The organism is Chryseobacterium limigenitum (genome assembly GCF_900114875.1).
In the GTDB taxonomy this organism is placed as follows: Bacteria; Bacteroidota; Bacteroidia; order Flavobacteriales; family Weeksellaceae; genus Chryseobacterium; species Chryseobacterium limigenitum.
The window spans coordinates 1-22,205 of sequence record NZ_FPKW01000012.1 but is presented as its reverse complement, the minus strand read 5'-3'; the positions used below and the strand labels follow the sequence as shown (position 1 = coordinate 22,205).

The 22,205-nt window shown below is 34.3% G+C and carries 14 protein-coding genes; 11 read left to right on the top strand and 3 right to left on the bottom strand.

From position 1 onward, the window contains the following. Positions 1–51: 51 nt before the first annotated feature. The 11 genes from BT156_RS14275 to BT156_RS14225 all read left to right on the top strand — a co-directional run bounded on the left by BT156_RS14275 (position 52) and on the right by BT156_RS14225 (position 16,499). The gene (locus BT156_RS14275; RefSeq protein WP_072411159.1) at positions 52–1,287 is read left to right on the top strand and encodes a 3-phosphoshikimate 1-carboxyvinyltransferase; all 1,236 of its coding nucleotides are present in this window, start codon (positions 52–54) and stop codon (positions 1,285–1,287) included. Beyond that, a complete protein-coding gene (locus tag BT156_RS14270; RefSeq protein ID WP_072411015.1) occupies positions 1,280–2,080 on the top strand; it encodes an SDR family oxidoreductase in 801 nt (266 codons plus the stop codon). Before BT156_RS14275 ends, BT156_RS14270 begins: the two co-directional genes overlap by 8 nt. Positions 2,081–2,099: 19 nt before the next feature. Next, on the top strand, positions 2,100–3,704 hold the full coding sequence (locus BT156_RS14265; protein ID WP_083582357.1) for a BamA/TamA family outer membrane protein: 1,605 nt from the start codon (positions 2,100–2,102) through the stop codon (positions 3,702–3,704). Between the two features lie 188 nt (positions 3,705–3,892). Next, on the top strand, positions 3,893–7,033 hold the full coding sequence (locus BT156_RS14260; RefSeq protein WP_072411011.1) for a SusC/RagA family TonB-linked outer membrane protein: 3,141 nt from the start codon (positions 3,893–3,895) through the stop codon (positions 7,031–7,033). Positions 7,034–7,055: 22 nt separating this feature from the next. Next, positions 7,056–8,531, top strand: coding sequence for a SusD/RagB family nutrient-binding outer membrane lipoprotein (locus tag BT156_RS14255; protein WP_072411009.1), 1,476 nt, complete (start codon positions 7,056–7,058; stop codon positions 8,529–8,531). Positions 8,532–8,613: 82 nt separating this feature from the next. Next, a complete protein-coding gene (locus BT156_RS14250) occupies positions 8,614–10,962 on the top strand; it encodes a phosphocholine-specific phospholipase C (protein WP_072411007.1) in 2,349 nt (782 codons plus the stop codon). A 235-nt stretch (positions 10,963–11,197) separates the two neighbouring features. After that, a complete protein-coding gene (locus tag BT156_RS14245; RefSeq protein WP_072411005.1) occupies positions 11,198–11,776 on the top strand; it encodes a hypothetical protein in 579 nt (192 codons plus the stop codon). 98 nt (positions 11,777–11,874) lie between these two features. Beyond that, positions 11,875–12,675, top strand: a complete 801-nt coding sequence (locus tag BT156_RS14240; protein ID WP_072411003.1) for a WxL protein host-binding domain-containing protein — start codon at positions 11,875–11,877, stop codon at positions 12,673–12,675. Further along, on the top strand, positions 12,668–15,430 hold the full coding sequence (locus BT156_RS14235) for a COG1470 family protein (protein ID WP_072411001.1): 2,763 nt from the start codon (positions 12,668–12,670) through the stop codon (positions 15,428–15,430). The genes BT156_RS14240 and BT156_RS14235 overlap by 8 nt, the downstream gene beginning before the upstream one ends. Continuing rightward, positions 15,427–15,963 (top strand): hypothetical protein, encoded by a 537-nt coding sequence (locus BT156_RS14230; protein WP_072410999.1) that lies wholly within the window; start codon positions 15,427–15,429, stop codon positions 15,961–15,963. The genes BT156_RS14235 and BT156_RS14230 overlap by 4 nt, the downstream gene beginning before the upstream one ends. A gap of 11 nt (positions 15,964–15,974) precedes the next feature. Next, complete coding sequence (locus BT156_RS14225) at positions 15,975–16,499, top strand: hypothetical protein (RefSeq protein WP_083582356.1); 525 nt, start codon at positions 15,975–15,977, stop codon at positions 16,497–16,499. A 78-nt stretch (positions 16,500–16,577) separates the two neighbouring features. Here BT156_RS14225 and BT156_RS14220 read toward each other — a convergent pair whose 3' ends face one another. The 3 genes from BT156_RS14220 to BT156_RS14210 form a co-directional block, all read right to left on the bottom strand. Beyond that, positions 16,578–18,473 (bottom strand): SusD/RagB family nutrient-binding outer membrane lipoprotein, encoded by a 1,896-nt coding sequence (locus BT156_RS14220; protein WP_072410997.1) that lies wholly within the window; start codon positions 18,471–18,473, stop codon positions 16,578–16,580. A gap of 21 nt (positions 18,474–18,494) precedes the next feature. Next, positions 18,495–21,404: a SusC/RagA family TonB-linked outer membrane protein gene (locus BT156_RS14215; RefSeq protein ID WP_072410996.1), complete on the bottom strand. Its 2,910-nt coding sequence runs from the start codon at positions 21,402–21,404 to the stop codon at positions 18,495–18,497. 565 nt (positions 21,405–21,969) lie between these two features. Continuing rightward, a partial coding sequence (locus BT156_RS14210; RefSeq protein WP_228430145.1) for a transposase occupies positions 21,970–22,205 on the bottom strand: 236 nt, incomplete at its 5' end.

The window sequence follows — 22,205 nt, the reverse complement described above, 5'->3', positions numbered from 1 at the left end:
AAAACTTTTTACCTCCCGCTTCCGGCTTCCGGCTTCCAACTTAGAAGAATAATGAAGAAGCTAGAAAAATCAAAATTAATTGAAAATAAAACAGTACAAATCAGCGGTTCGAAAAGTATTTCGAATCGTTTGTTGATTTTAGAAAGTCTGTTTAAAAACATAAAAATCGGGAATTTATCCAATTCTCAGGATACTCAATTGCTGAAAAAAGCGTTGTCTGAAACTACTGAAACTGTAGACATTCACCACGCAGGAACGGCAATGCGTTTTCTTACCTCTTACTATTCTATAGCCGAAGGAAAAACGACCATTCTTACGGGTTCAAAAAGAATGAAGGAAAGGCCAATCAAGAATTTGGTAAGCGCTCTTCAAGATTTAGGTGTAGAAATTGAGTACATGGAAAATGAAGGTTTTCCACCTTTAAAAATTACAGGGAAGAAAATTACTCAAGCACAGGTTAATGTTCCTTCCAATATTTCAAGTCAGTTCATCACTTCTCTTTTGCTTATCGCAGGAAAATTGGAAAACGGATTAGAAATTAATCTTGTAGGTGAAGTTACTTCAAGATCTTACATTGAAATGACGCTGGATATTTTAACAAAATTCGGAATTAAAAATAGCTTTATTGGCAATGTAATAAAAGTCGAATCATTCATGAATGATCATTCATCAACTATCAATTATGAAGTTGAAAGTGACTGGAGTTCCGCGTCTTACTTTTACTCTATCTGCGCATTGGGAAGAGAAACAATTCACCTGAAAAGTTTTTATAAAGAATCAACTCAGGGAGATTCTGCTATTGCGGATATTTATGAAAAATTCTTCGGAATTAAAACGATTTTCTCAGAAGATGAACATAAACTTACTCTTCAACCAGATCCGAACTTTTCATTCCCGGAAAAGATTATTCTGGATATGAACAATTGTCCGGACATTGCACAAACTCTTTGCGTAACAGCAGCAGCTTTGAAAATTCCATTTGAGATTTCAGGGTTGGGAACGTTAAAAGTAAAAGAAACCGACCGACTTTCAGCTTTACATATTGAATTACAAAAATTGGGAACGGACACTGAAATTACAGATTTAACAATCAAATCTATTAGTTTCAATGAGCCGCAAGAAAATATTTCTATTAAAACGTACCAAGATCACAGGATGGCCATGAGTTTTGCTCCGTTTTGTCTGATCAAAGAATTGAATATTGAAGAAGAAGATGTGGTGGAGAAGTCTTATCCGATGTTTTGGGAAGATTTAGAAACTATTTTAATTAAAGCTAATAATGAATAACTTAAAAACTATAATCATCACAGGAACCTCATCAGGAATCGGTTTCGTTTTAGCCGAATATTTCGGGAAGAAAGGTCATAAAGTATACGGTTTAAGCCGAAAAAATACGGAAAGTCAATATTTCAAATCAATTCCAACTGATGTTACGGATAACGATGCCGTTCAAAACGCCATCGCAGAAGTGTTGAAAACCGAAACAAGAATTGATGTTTTGATCAACAATGCAGGAATGGGAATGGTTGGTGCTGTGGAAGATTCTACCAAAGAAGATATTTTAAAATTATTTAATTTAAATCTTGTTGGAGCGGTACAAATGATGACTGCCGTTATGCCGAAAATGCGCGAAAACAAATTCGGACAAATCATCAATGTTTCCAGCATTGGAAGTGAAATGGGACTGCCTTTCCGTGGATTTTATTCTGCTTCAAAATCTGCTTTAGATAAAGTAACCGAAGCTATGAGATACGAAGTTTATCCTTGGAACGTTAATGTTTGTTCGCTTCATTTAGGAGATATCAAAACCAATATTGCAGAAAACAGAGTGAGAACAAAAGTTTCCCAGCCTTACGCAACTATCTTTGATAAAGTGTATGCTTTAATGAATTCTCATGTTGGCGATGGAACAGAGCCTTTGGAAGTTGCAGAATACGTTGAAAATCTTTTAGGAAAAAATAAATGGAAAGCTCATTATTATTTTGGTAAATTCGGGCAGAAAATTGGAGTTCCGTTGAAATGGATTCTTCCTCAGGGAACTTATGAGAATTTAATGAAAAAATATAATAAACTGGATTAGTTTCAGTTTAAAAAAAAGTTTGAAGTTATTTTTAAAGATATTTTTTATCCTGTTTTGCGTTTTTGTACAAGCGCAAAAGAAGCACTATTTTCTAATAGATTCTGAAACTAAAGTCAAGAAGAAGGTTAGAGATTCCGTATCTGCGGTAAAATTTCTGGATTCTCTGGCTCAAAATAATTATTTTTTCACAGAATTAAAAGAGGTTAAAATAAAAGGCGACAGTACCGAAATATTTTACAATAAAGGGAAAAATTTCAACGAAACGTATGTCAATCTTTCAGATTCTATTACCCAAAAATTAAAAATTCAGAAAGATTTTTTTACTAAAAATTTAGATTCAACCAAAAAAGTTATCAACAAAAAATATATTGATGACGGATATTCTTTCAGCAGAATTAAGTCTAAATATAAAGGTCAGAAAAACGGTTATCCTATTGTAGAATTAGATATCAACAAAAACGATAAAAGAACCATTGACGGTTTTGTGGTAAAAAATTACGTAAGAGTTCCGAAAAGATTCATGAAAAACCTTGAAAAAGAATTCAAGGGTAAAACGTACGATGATAAAAATCTTTTAGCGATCAATAAAACCTTCCAAGGACATCCTTTTCTTAGTTTAGAACGGCAACCACAGACTTTATTTACAAAAGATTCTACACAGATTTATCTTTTCATGGAAAAGAAAAAAACCAACACTTTTGATGGAGTTATTGGTTTTGGAAATGATAAAACAGATAAATTTACATTAAATGGAACGCTGAACGTCAATTTTAAAAATATGTTCAACGGTTTTGAGACCGTCAATTTATACTGGCAGAGAAACCCCGACAAAGGGCAAAATTTTGATTTACAAACTGATATCCCTTATCTTTTCAATTCCAATGTAGGTATAAATATGAAGGTGAATATCTTTAGACAGGATTCTACTTTTGCGAATGTGAAAGCGCTTCCTGCTTTCTATTATCATCTAAATAACCGAAACAAAATCGGTCTTCGAGGAACTTTTGAAAGCTCAAGTATTATCGATACATTATACGTTCAGGGAAAAGATTACAATAAAAAAGGAATCGGGATCTGGTTTGAAATGGTAGAACCCACTGACATTGATCTTTTCCTCTACAAAACAAAAATAAGCGCAGGATATGACTACCTGACAACAACTTACACCAAAGACAATATTAAAGCTCCGCAAAATCAATTCTACTTTTTTGGGGAACATAATTATAACATCAACGGAAATCATTTCCTGAATATAAAAGCAGAAGGAGCCATGATGGACTCAAAAGTTGAGTTCTCCGCCAACGAACTATATCGTTTTGGAGGCTGGAATTCCATGCGGGGATTCAATGAAAATTCCCTCGCCGCCGATTTTTATTATTATGGAAGTTTAGAATATCGATACCTCATCGGAAATCAGGCTTTTTTTGACGTCTTCGGACAATACGGACAGCTTAATAATAAATCTTTAAATGTCAAACCTAAGCTCTACAGTGTCGGGCTCGGATTCAACTTCTTCATTCCGATCGGGTTAATGAGCTTCCAACTGTCGAATGGGAACGAATTTGGGAATCCGTTTAAATTCAATGATATAAAAATCCATTGGGGAATCTTGAGTAGATTTTAAGATTAAAAACATCCTTTTACCTATTAATAATACTATTTAAAATAAAGTAAAAACTCTGATATAAACAGCTTTTTCCGCTTTATCCTTTCGTTAATTTTTCCATTGTCTCTTATTGAAATCGTATTTTTATCTTAATGCAGTATTAAGATTTAAGTAACAGTGTACCGCTAAATTTGCTCTCAAAAAAAATGAAGAAGACTTTAGCTACTTTTGCGATTTTTTTACTCCCCCTTTATTTAACTGCCCAAGAGATCAACATTTCCGGAAATGTAAAATCCGAGAATGGTTCTACAATTTCAGGTGTAAATATCACCGACAAGAATTCTGGAAAATCTGTAATAACAGACCAAAACGGTAATTTTACCATCACAGCCAACCCAAAAGATATTCTTGAATTTTATTCTCCGGAATTTTCAAGTTACTCCATTGAGGTTTCTTCTAAAAGAAATTATTCTGTTGTCTTAAAAAAGGTAAGTGAAAAACAAATTGAAGGCGTTGTAATTACCGCTCTGGGTATTGCGAAAAAGAAAGAAAAAATTGGTTATTCCACTCAGGAAGTCGGGACAAAACAATTTGAATCTATTACAACACCAAGCATTGGAAATCTGTTTTCAGGGCAGGTTGCCGGATTGAATGTTTCGAACCCAACAGGAATGCAGCAGGCTCCGGAATTTACGTTAAGAGGAAATTCCAATTTAGTTTTTGTTATTGATGGAGTAATTGTTGAAAAAGGAGTTTTTCAGAATTTAGATCCCAATAATATTGAAAATATCAATGTTCTGAAAGGCGCTCCTGCTTCTGCATTATACGGTTCGCGAGGAAGATACGGGGCGGTTTTAATCACAACAAAAAGTGCTAAAAAGAAAGGCTTCACTGTTGAGTTTTCTCAAAATACAATGGTTACAGGCGGATTTACGAATCTTCCAAAAACTCAGACAGAATACGGAAATGGTTCTCACGGACAATATGAATTCTGGGACGGCGCTGACGGCGGGGTGAATGACGGAGATATGATCTGGGGTCCAAAATTCGTTCCCGGAACTAAAATTACCCAATGGAACAGCCCGATCAGAGATAAAATAACCGGACAGACTATTCCGTGGTATGGAGCCGTGACGGGAACTCAGTACAACGATAAATCAAGATATGAAAGAGTTCCTATCGATTGGGAATATCACGACAATCTCTCTACTTTTTTAAAACCTGCGGTTATCAATAATAACAGTTTTTCGGTAAGCTATAAAAATAATAAAGATACGTACAGACTTTCCGGGAATTTCATGAATTATGACGACCGAGTTCCGGAAGCTTATCTACAACGTTATGGTATTAATTTCTCTTCAGAAAATCATTTGGGAGATAAATTGATCTTTGATACGAAGTTTAATTTTAATCAAACATTCACTCCAAATATTCCAAATTACGACTATAATCCGAGTGGTCACATGTACACAATCCTGATCTGGATGGGTGGCGATGTAGACGGGAGAGATCTTAAAAACCACATGTGGATCCCCGGAAAAGAGGGAACAGCCCAGGCAAATTGGAACTACGCTTGGTACAACAATCCTTGGTTCGGAGCTGAATATTATAAAAATAAAAACAGAACTGACATTATCAATGCGCAGACCGGTTTAGAGTATAAAGCCACACAAGATTTCTCCGTAAAAGGGAAAATATCTCTTGTTGAGAACCATAATAAGCAGGAAATTTTAAGTCCTTATTCTTATTTCAATTACAGCGCACCGAGAAGTGGTGGTTATATTTTGAACGATACGAAAACCTGGAATCTCAACTCTGATGTTTTAGCAACTTATAAAAAGAAAATTTCAGAGAATTTTGATTTCACGATCAATGCCGGAGGTTCTACTTTTTATTATAAAAATGATGTTGACAATGCTTCAACAGACGGTTTGAAAGTTCCTGAACAATATACGTTAGACAACTCTATAGGTTCTGTAAAATATTACGATTATTTAAAGGAAAAATTAATTTACAGTGTCTATTCTACGATAGATGTCGGTTTGTATAATGCTTTTTTCATCAACGTTTCAGGGCGTAATGACTGGTCTTCCACTCTACCGAAAGCTAACAGATCATACTTCTATCCGTCTGCTTCATTAAGCGCAGTGATCTCGAATCTGGTTAAAATGCCGGAATCTATCAATTTATTAAAATTATCCGCTTCATGGGCAAAAGTAGCGTATGATTTTCAGCCTTATTCGATTCGAAATTATTATTTGAACAACAGTGGAGTGACCTATAACGGAAATCCGACTTATTATTATCCGACAACCCTGAACTACGAAAACTCTTTAAAACCTGAACAGACAAAATCTTATGAATTAGGCTTAAGCGCAGGTTTATTTAATAATAGAATTACGCTAGACGCAACCTATTTCAGAACGTTAGATTATAACAATATCCTTCAGTTTCCGAGCGCGCAGTCGTCAGGTTTCACTTCGCAATACGTCAACGGAAATGAATATACTACAAAAGGTGTTGAAATTTCATTAGGATTAGTTCCGATTAAAACTGCCAATTTCACTTGGAAATCTTTGATCAACTGGAGTAAATACGAGCAAAAACTAACTTCCATTTATGGAGACATGCCAAATTACAACAACATCAAACTTGGAGAAAGAATGGACAGTTATTATGATATAACCTGGCAAAAATCTCCGGACGGGAAAGTTATTTTAAATGCAGAAACGGGTATGCCGACAAGAGCTACAACCCCGACCAACTTAGGACATTTCAATCCGGATTGGACGTTTGGTTTCAACAATACATTCAAATACAAAAAATTTACTTTAAACATCGGGATCGATGGAAGCATCGGCGGTGTTATGAGATCTCAGGTAGTAGAAAAAATGTGGTGGGGCGGAAAACATCCGAACTCTACAGCTTACAGAGATCAGGAATATGCGAATCCGGGAACTTATTATTTTGTGCCGGATGGGGTAAATTATAATGCTGCAACGGGAACTTATACTCCGCACACCAAAGCCATCAGCTTCCAGGATTGGGCACAGAATTATCCATATCAGGCCAGAGTAACAGAAGATGAAAGTGAATTATTTGCCAATGTTTTCGACAGAACCTTTGTGAAATTGAGATCGGTTGTTCTGGAATATGACTTCTCATATCTTCTTAATCCAAAAGGCATGGTAAAAGGTTTCACAGCCAATATTTCTGCCTACAACCTTGCGATGTGGAAAAAATCTAAAAATTTATACTCCGATCCCGATTTCCAGATCAAAACAGGTAATGATATTCAGGATCCGTCAAGCAGATGGTTCGGAGTAGGATTTAATCTTAAATTTTAATTAAAAAAGCATTTCAATCAACATGAAAAATATTATAAAATCATTATTTATCGTAGGATTATTTGCAATGACATCTTGCGAAACCAATCTTGACACGATCAACGAAAACCCGAATGATCAGGCAAGTATTGACCCTAAATTTCTTTTAACATACGTTTCGAAATCTGCTTTTCAGGTGAACGGCGACAATATGTACGCTTCAAGAATGATGATCGGGACGGACGGAGAAAACACCTATCAATACATGAAATGGAACGATGCTTCGTTCGATGTTTACTCTTCAGGACTTTTGAATACCGCAAAAATGATGCAGGAAGCCGAAAAGATCAACAATAAAAATTATCAGGCGATCGGTAAATTTTACAGAGCGTATTATTTCTTTAATTTAAGTTTAAAATTCGGCAGCATCCCTTATTCTGAGGCTTTGAAAGGAGAATCCGGCATTACGCAGCCAAAATATGATACTCAGGAAACGGTGATGGCAGGAATTTTATCTGAATTAAAAGAAGCCAACGATCTCATTAATTCCAATGATAAAATTGAAGGTGACATCATCTACAACGGCGACGCTACCAAATGGAAAAAGCTGATCAATTCTTTCCGTTTGAAAATCTTAATTACGATGTCTAAAAAAACGACATTAGGAACTTATAATATTGCAACGGAATTTGCTTCCATCGCAGGAAGCCAACCTGTGATGACTTCAATTTCTGACAATGGAGAATTGAAATTTGCAGATGCTGCAGACAGCAGATACACAATGTTCAATAACAGTGGCTATGGTTCGAGTTTGTATATGGCAGATTATTTTATCAACATGTTCAAAACCAGACAAGATCCGCGTTTGTTTACTTTTGCAGCACAGACTACAGGAGCAAAAGAAGCAGGAAAAGCAATCACCGATTTTACAGCATACAACGGGGGGAACCCAACCTCACCTTATTCTGATAATGCGGCTTTGGTTACAGCCAAAAACATTTCTAAAGTAAATGACAGATTCTATAAAGATGCTACGAATGAGCCTTCAGCGGTATTAAGTTATTCAGAATTAGAATTTATTTTAGCAGAAGCTACAGCCAGAGGATGGATTTCGGGATCAGCTAAAACGCATTATGACAATGCAATTAAAGCGAGCTTTACATTTTATCAGACCTATGTAAAAAATCCGAATCAGTATTTTGCAGGTTTTGATGTGAATCAATATGTAACGACTTCTTTAGTTGTTTACAACGATACTGCTCCGCTACAGACTCAGTTGGAAAAGATTATGACCCAGAAATATATGACAATGTTTCATCAATCACAATGGACGTCTTATTACGATTATCTGAGAACAGGCTTTCCAAATTATCCTTTACAAACTGGAGTTTCAGCACCTTTCAGATTCAGATATCCACAATCTGAATACAATTATAACAGTACCAATCTGAAGGCAGCATTAACATCACAATATGGAGGAAATGACAACATCAACTCTAAACCTTGGTGGTTACAGTAAAAATCTAACTATTTTTTAATATCAAAAAAGAAATCACAGGAAAATCTATTATCTTGTGGTTTCTTTCTTATTTATTCAAATTATGAACAGAAGAGAATTTTTAGAAAAATCGAGCCTTTTATTAGCAGGATTGGGAACTTCAAGTGTTTTGCATCCTGCCATTTTAAAAGCATTAACAATTGAACCCGCTGCTCTGTCTACTTTTTATGACGCAGAACATGTTGTTATTTTAATGCAGGAAAACAGATCTTTTGATCATGCTTTCGGAGCTTTAAAAGGCGTGAGAGGTTTTTTAGACAAAAGAACTTTCATCAAACCTGATGGGCATTCAGCATTCTTTCAAAAAAATGATGCAGGAAAATATGCTTCGCCAGCACGTTTAGATCTAAGAAATACAAAATCTACCTGGATGAGCTCCCTTCCGCACTCTTGGGACAATCAGCAAAAAGCATTAAATAAAGGAAAATACGATCAATGGCTTCAGGCAAAATCATCTGGTAATAAAGATTACAAAGAAATTCCGTTGACACTTGGATATTATAACCGTGAAGATCTCCCGTTTTATTATCAACTGGCGGATGCATTTACGATTTTCGATCAATATTTCTGTTCATCATTGACAGGAACAACGCCAAACCGACTTTTCCATTGGTCTGGAACAATAAGAGAACAACAAAATGGTAAAGCAAAAGCTAATGTTTTTAATGAAAATATTGATTACGAAAAAGCTAAACAAGCTCGCTGGAAAAGCTTTCCTGAAATTTTAGAGGAAAATAATATTTCATGGAAAATCTATCAGAACGAAATAAGTCTTCCAAAAGGAATGTCGGGTGAACAGGAAGCTTGGTTGAGCAATTTTACGGATAATCCGATTGAATGGTTTTCCAAATTCAATGTGAAATTTTCAAAAGGATATTATAAAAACATTCCGAATATTATTTCTTATTTAAAAAAGGAAATTGAGAAAAATCCAAGTCAAAAAGAAAGATTTGAAGGAATGATTACCGAACTTAATGAAGATCTTGAAAAATATAAACCTGAAAATTTTGCCAACCTTTCTCAAACAGAAAAAAATCTTCACGAAAAAGCATTCACTATCAACTCAAATGATCCCGAATATTGGGATTTGGAAATAGGCACGGATGAAAATGGAGAAAAATTGGTAGTTCCGAAAAGTGACGTATTATTCCAGTTCCGAAAAGATGTTGAGGAGAAAAAATTGCCGTTAGTTTCATGGTTGGTTGCTCCCGAGCATTTTTCTGATCATCCCGGTTCGCCTTGGTACGGAGCGTGGTATATTTCTGAGGTTTTAAATATTTTAACCAAAGATCCTGAAACCTGGAAAAAAACAATTTTCATTATTAATTATGATGAAAATGACGGTTATTTTGATCATGTTTTACCTTTTGCACCGCCAATGAATCCAAGTCAACCTGTTGATATGAATGGAAAAGAAGGCGCAGAATATGTCAGCAAAAATCAGGAATATATGTTGACCCAAAAGCTGAAAGATCATGAGAGAATTGAAGGGACGGTTGGTTTAGGATACAGAGTTCCGATGATCATTGCATCTCCCTGGACGAAAGGTGGCTTTGTAAATTCTGAAGTTTCGGATCATACTTCTGTGTTACAGTTTTTGGAGAAATTCATTCAGAAAAAATATAAAAAAGATGTTACTATAGATAATATCAGCGATTGGAGAAGAGCGATTTGCGGAGATCTGACTTCCGCTTTTAATTCGTCTAATGTGAAAGCTCCGCAGATGGATTATTTAAATCAAAAAGATTACACAAAGACCATCAATGCAGCAAAAAACAAACCTGTCCCGAATTTAAAATGGTATTCTGAAAACGAGTTGAATGATAATTTACTGGATATTCAGGAAAAAGGAACAAAGCCATCCAATCCACTTCCATATGATTATCATGTAAATTTAGAAAGAGGAAAAATTAAAATGACCAATTTAAAAGAAGCAGCAGTTCCTTTGTTGATCTATGACAGAACACAGTTTGATCATGATAACTTCCATTTTTCTTATGCTTTATATTCAAAAAAAGAATTGTTGCATTCTATAAATGAAGGAAAATATGATCATGAAGTTTTTGGCCCAAATGGTTTCTACAGACGATTTAAAGGAGAAAACGATCCTAAACTAGAAATTTCGTTGATCAATAATCCCACTAAAAATGAGGTTGAATTAGTGATTAAAAAGAATAAAAAAGAAAGCAATAGTATCAGTTTTGATTTGGAAGATCTTTATGAAAAGACAACGAAAACTTCAGTTGCTATGGAACAGGAGAAAATAAGTATCAGCTTAAATAAAACCAAAGGCTGGTATGATCTGAAGATAAATTCCGGGAATAATACCTGGCATTTTGCAGGAAGAATTGAAACAGGAAAAACCTCTATTTCTGATCCGCATTGGGCATAATTAAAAGCAACAATTAATATAATAAAGTCTTATACAAATTTTGTGTAAGACTTTTTTGTTGGTTGATTACAATCATACTTTAAATACAGATTATTTAACAAATCACCGAAAAATTCAACAATAAAAATTAATAACAGAATATTTATAGTAAATAAATAAACATATAAAAAATATCATAAAAATATTTCATACTTTATTGAATTTTCTTAACTTCACTTTACAAACTTTTTATCCCATGAAAAAAATTAAATTTTCAATTGCAATGTCTTTAGTTGCATTTGCCATGTCTGCTAATTTAAATGCACAAGACACCAACACAGACAATCATACGATTACTGTTAGTATTCCGGAAGTTGCTCTGGTAGATATTGAGCCGGCAGCCACAAAAAACATTACATTGGGTTTTACAGCACCTACTGAAGCCGGATTACCTATTACTCCAAATGCAAACGATACTACACTTTGGCTGAACTATTCTTCGATCAAATCTGTTGCTGATCCTACCCGTAATGTCTCTGTAAAATTAAATGCAGTCATTCCGGGAATAGATATTCATGTTACAGCCGCTGCTGCTACAGGTGCAGGAGCCGGAACGTTGGGCACTCCATCAGCGCAACTAACCTTAAGTGCTGTAGATCAGACTATCGTTTCAGGAATAGGAAGTGCTTACACCGGAAATGGAGCTAACAATGGTCATAATCTTACTTATGCTCTAGCCGCAGGTAGCGGACCTGGCGGAATTGCAGCTTATGCAGATTTACAGGCAGCCGCGACAACCGTTGCTACTGTTACATACACGATTTCAGACAATTAAGCCTGAAAACATCACATTATAAGTAAGAAGAAATTGATAAATCGGTTTCTTCTTAGCTTTCTTTTGCCTTCTTTTAACCATAAAACTTTACATTTAAAATGATAAAGCGCATCTTCTTTTTTGTTTATCTACTCATTCCTTTTACATTTTTACAGGCAAGCATTGTCATTTTAAATGGCCTTACCCACAACTATAAAGTAGAAAACGGACAAGTTTATAAAGGAAAAATTGCCATAGAAAATACAGATAACAAACCGCAAAATGTAAAAATATTTTTACAGGATTTTATGTATCAGGCAGATGGAACGATCAGCTATACCAATCCGCATACCAATGAAAGAACAAATACAGATTGGATTAAACTTAATACCAATTTTATCACTCTGAAAGGCAAAGAAAAAACTGAGATATATTATGAAATCACAGTTCCGAAGCAACTTTCCAAAGCAGGAAGCTATTGGAGTGTATTTATTGTTGAGCCTGTAGAGGATATAAAACCCAGCGACAGTAAACAAGGAGTGAATATAACTTCTATCATCCGGTATGCCATTCAGGTAATTACAGATTATGATTCTGAAAAAGTAAAACCTGATCTAAAATTTGAAAGTGTAAAAATTGAAAAAGAAGAAGGCAGGCAAGTTGTAAAAATTGCAATAGCCAATAAAGGAGATATTTATTGTAAACCTACAGCATCGATTGAAATATACAATCGTAAAACCGGACAAAAGATGGGTGCTTTTTCTAGTCAGGCAATGGGGCTATTGCCAACAACATCCAAATCATATCATATTGATCTCGACAAAATACCACCTGATCAATACAATGCCGTCATCATAGCAACCGATGAAGACGAAAATGCATTCGCGCTGAATGTGGAACTAGAAGTAAAAAATGATTAAAAACCGGACACTTTATTTTATCATTCTATTATTATTCCCAGTACATATTTTTTCTCAGCAACAACCTAAAGAATTTGTCAGCAAAAAAGATAGTCTACTGCCGGGAACGGCTACTTCTGTTTCCTTTACCATAGAAAATATAACTTCAGGAAATAAGGTCTATGATTTCCGTGTAGAAACTTCCGGTCAGTATATTGTCCCTATTATTAAGAAAAGTGAATACCCGGTTTTGGCAGGTCAAAGTTCTGTTTATATTGTTCCTTTAAGAGTTGCTGCAGAATGCCCACAAGGAAATTATACGGTAACATTATATGGAAAAGAGAAAAATAATGGCGATCCTGTCATTAAATCTTTACAAGTAACAGTTTCGGGAAACAAAAAGCTATCCGTCACAGCGATCAACTCTCCTGAATTTGTAAAAGCCGGAGAAACCATCAATTCTTCTTTTCTATTAAAAAACAGTGGAAATATCACCGAAAATCTTTTACTCGAAAGTAAAAATGCGATTGTTGATAATGGTTCTCATCTACTTCTACAACCCGGAGAGACAAAAATAGTTACCGTCAGCAAAAGTACAAGTTCCGATTTAGGAAAAAATGAATATTTCAATTTAAATCTTTCAGTTTCTTCTGTTGATAACCCACAAGAAATTCAAACAGTTTATACGACTACCAAAATTATTTCTATTAAACCTACTGACGACGATATTTACCATCGCTTACCGATTTCAGCATCTTTATCTTTCATTGGAATGGAAAACAGAGGAGTTTATCATGACGGTTTTCAAGGAGAAATTTATGGTAAAGGAAGCCTTGATAAAGATAATAAAGGACAAATTGAATTTCATGCGGTAACAAAAAATCCTGTAGAATTTAATTCTTTTACTCAATATGAAGAGTATTTTATCAATTATAAAAGAGATAATTTTTTCGTTCATTTAGGTGATAAAACGTATACTTCCTCCTATCTTACCGAATTTGCAAGGTACGGACGAGGTGCTGAATTTCGGTATAACTTCAAAAAATTCAGTATAGGAAGTTTTTATAATCATCCGAGATTTTTCCGGGATGTAAAAGATGAATTTAATGTCTATTCAACCTTTAAACTTAATAAAGAATCCGAGATTACAGCAGGTTATTTATATAAAATACCAAGAACTGAGGATGTAGGGTTTAATCTTAATGGATTGAAGTTAGATTCTAATGCTCATCTTCCCTACGCAACAGGAAAATTTAAACTTAATAAAAACATTGACGTTTCTGGTGAATTGGCTTACAGTAAAACTGACCGAACGGAAGGAAGTGCTTACATGATGCAGGTTTTGGGAAGTTTTGAAAAATTCAACGGAAATATAATGTATATGAGGTCAAGTCCGCAATTTGCTGGTTACTTTACAAATACCAGTACCATTAATGGAAATCTTCAATATAAAATTTCAAAAAGGCTCAATCTATTCGCCAATTATATACAGGATGCAAAAAATTTTAAAAGAGATACTTTATTTTTAGCAGCTCCGTATAGAAATTATCTTCAGTATGGAATCAATTATAAATATTCAAAAAAAGGATCTTTGATGATTTATAATGGATATCAGAAATACCAGGATCGTTTGGAGCCCAGACAATTTGATTATTATGAAAGATTTGTCAGAGTAAGTGTCGATCAGCAGATTGGTATTTTCCAGATCAATGCGCAATCTCAATTCGGTAAAACGGATAATTATTTGTCGGAATTTACAGGAAAATCAAGTTTTTACACCCTCAATTTAGCTTTTGAAAAATTTAAAACCTCTTTTAATGTATTTGGAAGTTATGCCATAACATCCCGATATCAAATGCAAAATGAAAAACAAATATATTATGGAGCCCGAATTCTAAGCAGATTTTCAGACGATACCTCTTTAAGTATTTTCTATCAAAACAATTACCTTCCAGAAGAATATTATAATGATCGAAATTTGTTTGAAATCATTTTTCATCAGAAGCTCTTTAAAGGTCATGAGTTTGATGTTTCCGGTAGATATGCTTTACAACGTGGACAAATAGGAAATAAAGACTTTATATTTTCACTGCGTTATACGTGGCGTTTTGATGCTCCTGTACAAAAAATTGCAGAATACACTACTTTATCAGGGAACATTGGTAACCTTGGAACAAAAAAAATTGACGGGATAAGACTTATGATGGGCAGCCATCTTTCTGTAACGGACAAAAATGGAAACTATATTTTTAAAAATGTAACTCCTGGAGATTATCTACTAGAAATCGATCGTTCAACAACAGAAGTTAATGATATTGCTGATATAACCTTACCCACTCAAGTCTTATTAACCAATAAAGAGAATATTTTTAATTTTAATTTAACGACAGCGGCAAATATTCAAGGTCGTATTCAGTTTAATGAATCTGAGGAAAAAAATCAGTTAAGTTTTACTCAATTTCAATTTAATAAAGAAAAAAAGAAAAAAGAGAGTATTATTATTGAAGCTTCTAATGGTGAGCAGATTTATCGAAAAGTAGGCTTTCTAGGAGAAAATTTTGATTTTACTTATCTGCGTCCCGGCACTTGGAATGTAAAAATATACAGAAATGGTTTAGATAAGCGCTACAAAATCCCAATGGATACTTTTAGTTTTACCTTAAATCCTTCGGAAACAAAAGATCTTGTCATTAATATAGTAAAACAGCAAACAGAAGTAAAATATCAACAAGAATCTATAAAAGTTGGTTACAATGAAATAAAAAAGAAAAAATGAGATTCTTCATCAACATATTAATAATCTATTGTTTAACTATATCCTGTGTACTATTTTCACAAACTACCGGAAATAGCGCTGTTTCTGTAGCATTACCTGTCGTTACTTTATTGGATATAGAACCAACAGGAAATTTTACATTAAATTTTGCAGCTCCCACAGAAGCAGGATTAACGATAGTAAATCCGTCTGTTAATACCTCGAAATGGATCAATTATACTTCTGCAATTGCTCCCGCAGGCCTTACAAGAAGAGTTACGGCATCTGTCAATCAAGTTATTCCGGGTGTCAGTATAAGATTACAGGCAGGAACTGCTTCAGGAGTCGGTGGCGGTACTATGGGAACTTCTTCCGGGCAAGTGACCCTTACTACAACGCCAGTCACCATCATCAGTGGAATTGGCGGAGCATTTACAGGAAACGGAGCAAATAATGGTCATCAACTCACCATCAGTGTTGTTCCTAATACATATGCCAACTTATTAGCTCGTACCAATACCCCAGTCGTCATCACCTATACCATCACTGAGTAAAATTAATTATAATGAAGTCTAACAGTCCTTTTTTCGAAAAATCTCCTCTGACAAAATATTTATATATTGTTATTCTTTTGTTATTCAGCCAGTGTCATAAAGCTCAGACTTTAACAGTCACCGGTACAAGTTGGGCTGTTCCTATTACAACAATTACTGAAGCTGGAACTAATTATAGCGGAACCTATCAAAGTGCAGCCAATCAAGTGCTGTTAGCTGCAAGTGTTCCTTTACTTTTAGGTAGTGCAAAAGTTTCTGTACATTATCAAGCTAATCCTACATGGCATAATTCATTGGTATTATCTGCCAGAAGAACAGGAAACGGAACAACAGTTTGTGTTCTATGCACTATTACCGGGGGTACAAATTATCAAACCCTTACACTCACCGATGTTGAATTGTTCAGAATTGCTGCAGTTTTAGCACTTGGATCATACAGCAATATACCAATACAGCTGCAATTGAGCGGTGTATCTGTTACCATTCCTGCAACTACGTATAACAGCAGGGTTGTTTTTACAATCAGTGCTCTTTAATATTATGTTTAAAATAAAACATCCCCCTTCGAAAAAAATCGAAAAGGGATGTATAAAAAAATAAACTAGTAGGTTTTCTTAATGTTTTGCCCACCACAAGGGAGTAAGAACAGCATCTTCTCCACCTAGAAGCTGAACGGCTTTATCGTAACCCGTCTGATCGGTATTTCTGAAGGTACTTGGATATCTTAGTCTTTGCGGGAAATTCTTAATTGAATTTATCATATAGTTTCCAGAATTAAGATTTGGTAAATTTACCAAAGGAGTTTCTACCGCAGGATTTTCGAAGAAAGGTAATCCTAATCTTCTATGATCATTCCAAGATTCCAGAGGAAGCCATGGTACATTAGCAAGATATTTTTGGGTTATAATTTTCGTTAATTTATCGTTTTTAAATGCTCCGTTTTTATAAATTGTATTTACCGGATAATTTATTGCTACAGAAACCAAATTATTTGTTGTAGGATCTTTATACTGCATCATATGTGTTGTACCCGGCTCTATAGTATGAGAATATGAAGCTGAAGTTCCATCCCTATTATAATCTGTAGATGTAATATATTGACTGTAAAACTGAGAAACTCCATTATAAGTAAAGCTATCTTGGATACCTTTGTTATAAGCTGCTTCATCGTTCATTGGAACAGACCACCCTTTTAAAGCCGCTTCAGCAATAAGAAAATAACTTTCCCAGCTTGCAAAGAATATTCGGGAATTCGTGCTTTCACGATATTGTTTTCCTAAAGCAGGCATACAGCCTACAACATTTCTTAGCCCATTTCTTTGCCCTTTCACGCCCCAGTTCCCAATAGTATAAGCATTCCAGGTATTTACTGTATTCACTGTTATTTTAGAATTATCAGCAAATGTCAGATCACCGTGATTAGTTGTTGCCTGATTGGTGTATGTCGGATAAAGAGAATAAACCGGACTTGTAAGATCACCAGGAATATAAAAAGTTTTATAGGCTCTTGGATCAATTTTATTGGGTAAGCCATCCAACCAATATCCAGCACTTGGATCGTTTGTCATCGTTGTAAATTGCTGATCGTATTTTATCCCCAGATAATTAGCTGCTTTTACAGCAGAAGCCTGCGACGAAGGTAGTTGATCCGTAGAATTTACTCCACCCATACCAATATACATATTGTTAAGAGTTCCAGATAAAATTTGGGAATTCCATTCACGGGACATAACTCCTGTCAAAGGATCCCAACCCTGCTTTTCAGCAACTTTAAAATTATCCGCACTTGTAGCAATAAACATATTTGAATTTGCAGCCGCTTCGAATTCTGTTTTTGCCTTTGCAGGATCTACCTCGGCAATTCTCATTGCAATTCTCATTCTCATAGAATTGGCATACTTCACCCATTTGCTCCAGCTGAATCCATAAACCATATCATAGGCATTAGAATTTGAAGGAGCCCCTTGATTCACATCCATTTTTGCAACCGCATCTTTTAATTCATCCAAAATATAATAATAGACTTCTTTTTCAGAATTAAAAGTAGGATTGGTACCCTGAAATGCCTGAATTGGTTGCGGTCCAAAATTATCAGAAAATTCACTCATTAAATAGGCTCTCCAAATTCTGGAAACCTGGATTACATTATCATAATAGGGTTTTCCTTGTCCAAGTGCTTTCTTTTCGTTTGCCAACTGAATTGCAGCGTTGGCATTATTCAGCCACTCAGAAATATACTTCCAATATTCCGAAGTCCATGAGTCGTCATAGCTACCTCCGGCAATCCCTGTTGTGAGATGCTGTCTTCCTGCGGTTTTCCAATACAAAACAAAAACACGTTCTGCAATATTGGGATCTTGTTGTGCTCCGAGAATTGAATTATTTAAAAGGTATTCTGGCTCTGCTTTATTAGTATCAACCGAAAATGGATTTTCATTAATTTCGTCAAAATCATTACATGAAACAGAAAGTACTGTCAATGCAAAAAAGGATAAAATATATTTTTTCATTTTTTCAATTGTTGTTTGGTATTAAAATCCTAATGTAATGGTAAATAAGTATGATCTAGAGGTAGGAAATGCCATGTTTTCAAATCCTACAGCATTTGAGTTGATGGCAAAAACCGATTCCGGATCTATCCCTTTTGCTTTGCTGTAAATCATCCATACATTATTTGCTGTAAAGGCAACTTTAGCACTTTGTAATGCCAGTTTCTGGAAAATACTTTTAGGAAAATTATAGGTTAATTGAACATTTCTTAGACGAATATTCGTTGCATCATAGATATTTTGCTCTGTAATTCCTAGATTTCCGGAAGTTACTGCTCCCCAATAATCTTGTTGTGTAATTTCAGTTGAATTTGCTGTATAGCCATTCCCATTCTGTACCACACCATCAAGAATAAAATTATCTCTTTTTCCTCCCGGAGCTGTATCTGCGGCAAGACCTGAATTTTGTAGAGCAGCTTGTGTTGATGAAAAAAACTTCCCTCCTATTCTTCCATCAATTAAAAAAGAAAGACCAATATTTTTATATACAAAACTATTGGTAAATCCAAACAAAGCCTTAGGAGTTTGGTCACCTAAATAATAATTTTCAGAGGTCGCTTGTGGCAGCCCATTGTTTGTTACAATAAGTTTTCCGTAATAAGGATTGTTTACATCTTCTACTCTTAAAAATTTTGTTCCATAAATTGCCCCATAAGGTTTTCCAACTTCAGCAAAAATTCCAACATTATCAAAACCTCCTAATACATATTTTAAAACGCTACCGTCAATTTTATCAATTACACTTTTCATTTTAGAAAAATTGGCATTTGCATTCCAGCTAAAATTCTCTTTTTTAAAGATATCTGCATTCAAGACAATCTCAATTCCACTGTTATGTAATCCTCCAGAACTTATTTTTTTGAACTCATAACCAGAAAGAGGATTCATCGGTAAATCAATTAATTGACCTGTTGCATTATTGTTAAAATAACTTACATCCAATGATACCCGATTGAAGAATTTTAAATCTACTCCAACTTCAAATGTCTTAAGCTTTTCAGCCATTAGATTAGAATCATAAAGAATCTTCTTTTTCCCAAGAATTGCATGGCCATTAGGATCTGCACCAAGACTATAAGTGTTATACAATTCATATGGATTTAAGGAATTCCCTGTTATAGCATATGCAGCACGAAGTTTTGCAAACGTTATAAATTTAGAAGTAGTTCCGTTAAATTTATTTAGCATTTCCGTTAAAACTAAGGAAGTACTAACTGAGGGGTAAAAATATGATCTATTTTCAATACTTAAAGTTGATGACCAATCATTTCTTGCCGTTGCATTAATGAAAAAATAACCATCATAATTAATTTCAGCAGCTGCAAATACAGAATTAATTTTCTTCCAAAAATCAACTTCATTAAGAGCAGCCGCCGCGAGATCACTCGTATTATCTGTACTGAAAACATTCGGTACAATTAGCTTTTGTGTCGAAAAATACAATGCTTTTGTTCTTGTTTCCATCATTTGACCATACACAGAAAGTGAGCCTCCCCATTTCCCTATGATATTATCCTTTTTAGCATTTAAACTTGCGATGTAGTTGTTTTCATAAAACTTCTCCTGACTTGTTGCATAGGAATTATTGCGAGAAGATCCTGTCCAAACTTTAGCATCAGAGTTTAAAGAATAGAAATCTGTTCCTAACCTTATGTCTGCACTCAACCAATTATTAAATTGGTATTTAAGATAACCATTTAATAAAAAACGATCTTTTTTATCAGAATTAAGACTGTTATAAGCAGACCAATATGGGTTTATACCATTAGAGGTTATCCAGCGGGAAGCAACATCATTTTGCATTTGTCCCTCCCTGTAATCTCTAATATCAATATTTTGTGGCATTAACAGGATATTAGGATAATAGTTTCCATCACCTCTTCCTCCAGAGGGTCTGTTATTAGATTTTGCGCTAATATATTGAGCTTTCATTTCTGTAGTCCATCTTTTATTGGCTCCAAAATTAGAATTCATTTTAGCCATAAAATTGAATCTTTCATATTTAGAATTCGGAATTTGACTATTATTATACAAATAATTCGCAGAAGTATATAAACTTGAATTTTCTCCCAAATTTTCCTGAAAACTTAATGTGTGCTGTGAATTAGTACCCGTTTTAAAGAAACTTTTTAAATTATCATGAACTTTCATACCTGAACTCTCAAAACTAGGTCCCCATGAACTAGTTGTGGGATTCGGATCAGATGAAGAATTCACAACACCATTACTTCCCTGAGCAAAACTATGTTGCAAATCTGGTTTTATAAAAATATTTTCAAAACCTAAGCTCGTAGAATAGGTAATTCCTACTCCCCCTCTTTTTTTACCAGTCTTTGTAGTGATCAAAATAACACCATTTCCTCCTCTTGAACCATATAATGCTGAAGCTGCTCCTCCTTTCAAAACAGAAACGCTCTCAATGTCATCAGGATTAATATCACTTAATCCATTCCCCATATCTAGATCAGGATTCCAAAAGTCATTATTATAGTTCCCATCATTTTGTTTAGGTTTCGATCCTAGATTATTACTTAATGGAACTCCATCAACTACAATAAGTGGCTGATTATCTCCCTTAAACGAATTAAAGCCTCTTAGATTTATTCTTGAAGATGAACCTGGCCCAAAACCTCCCTTTATTATTTGAAGACCCGCTACCTTACCTACCAAAGCATTGGTAACATTGTTTTCTTTAGCATCAACTAAAGTTTGACCTTTTACATCTTGAAAAGAATACCCAAGAGCTTTTTTTTCTTTTTTCACACCATAAGCAGTGACAACAACTTCATCAATTTTAGTTGTTTTGAGAGAATCATTTTGCTGAGCATTCAATATACTGAAACATACTAATGTGGATGAAAGCAATCCAATCTTAAATAAAGTTCTTTTCATAAATTGTGATTTGATATAAACATAATAATATTTTAAGATATTTTAAGAAGCAAAAATTAATAATCTTTACATTTAATCAATTTATTAATTAAATAATAAATTTAAATTAATAAAAATAATCACATTTTAGTGAATAGTAAAAAAATTAAAGTAAAAATTTATATCATTTAAGAAAGATTTTTTGACTTTCTTATAGTTAAACGTTTTAGCTTGCTAAGAAGAAATCACATTAATCACTAAAAACTGAAGCAAGGAATGAAAATTAGATTATTGAAATAGAATTATTAGGAAATTAAACAAGAAAAGACATAGATATATTGTATTATTAACCGGATTGTTTCGGCTAATTAAACGTTACATAGAGTATCGTATTTAGTATAAGATTATTATTTATATGTATATCCGTTTTTAATCACCCCTGTAATAGCCGCTATCACGAGTCTATCGAAGACCTTGTCTCCAAAATATCTTCGATTTAGCTTATAAACGAATTCATTGAGATAGAGTTGTAAATTTTTGCGCTTTATTTTATGATAGTTTCCGGATCAATCCTAAAACTTGGGGACTAGGCAAAAAGTTTAGACAACCTGAAGAGGAAAAATGCTTTATCCCGCACGCCTCTTAATTGTACTCTGAAGTTTTTTATTTTAGCATTGAAAGACTCGGCGGAAGCATTCGTGCTTCTTCTTTCAAAATAATTGAGAATCTCATTGTAATGATTCATTATGGTTTTTCTGAGCACTGAGAAAGCTTTAAATCCTGATTCTTCCACCTCTTTAAACCAATGTGCCAATTTCAACA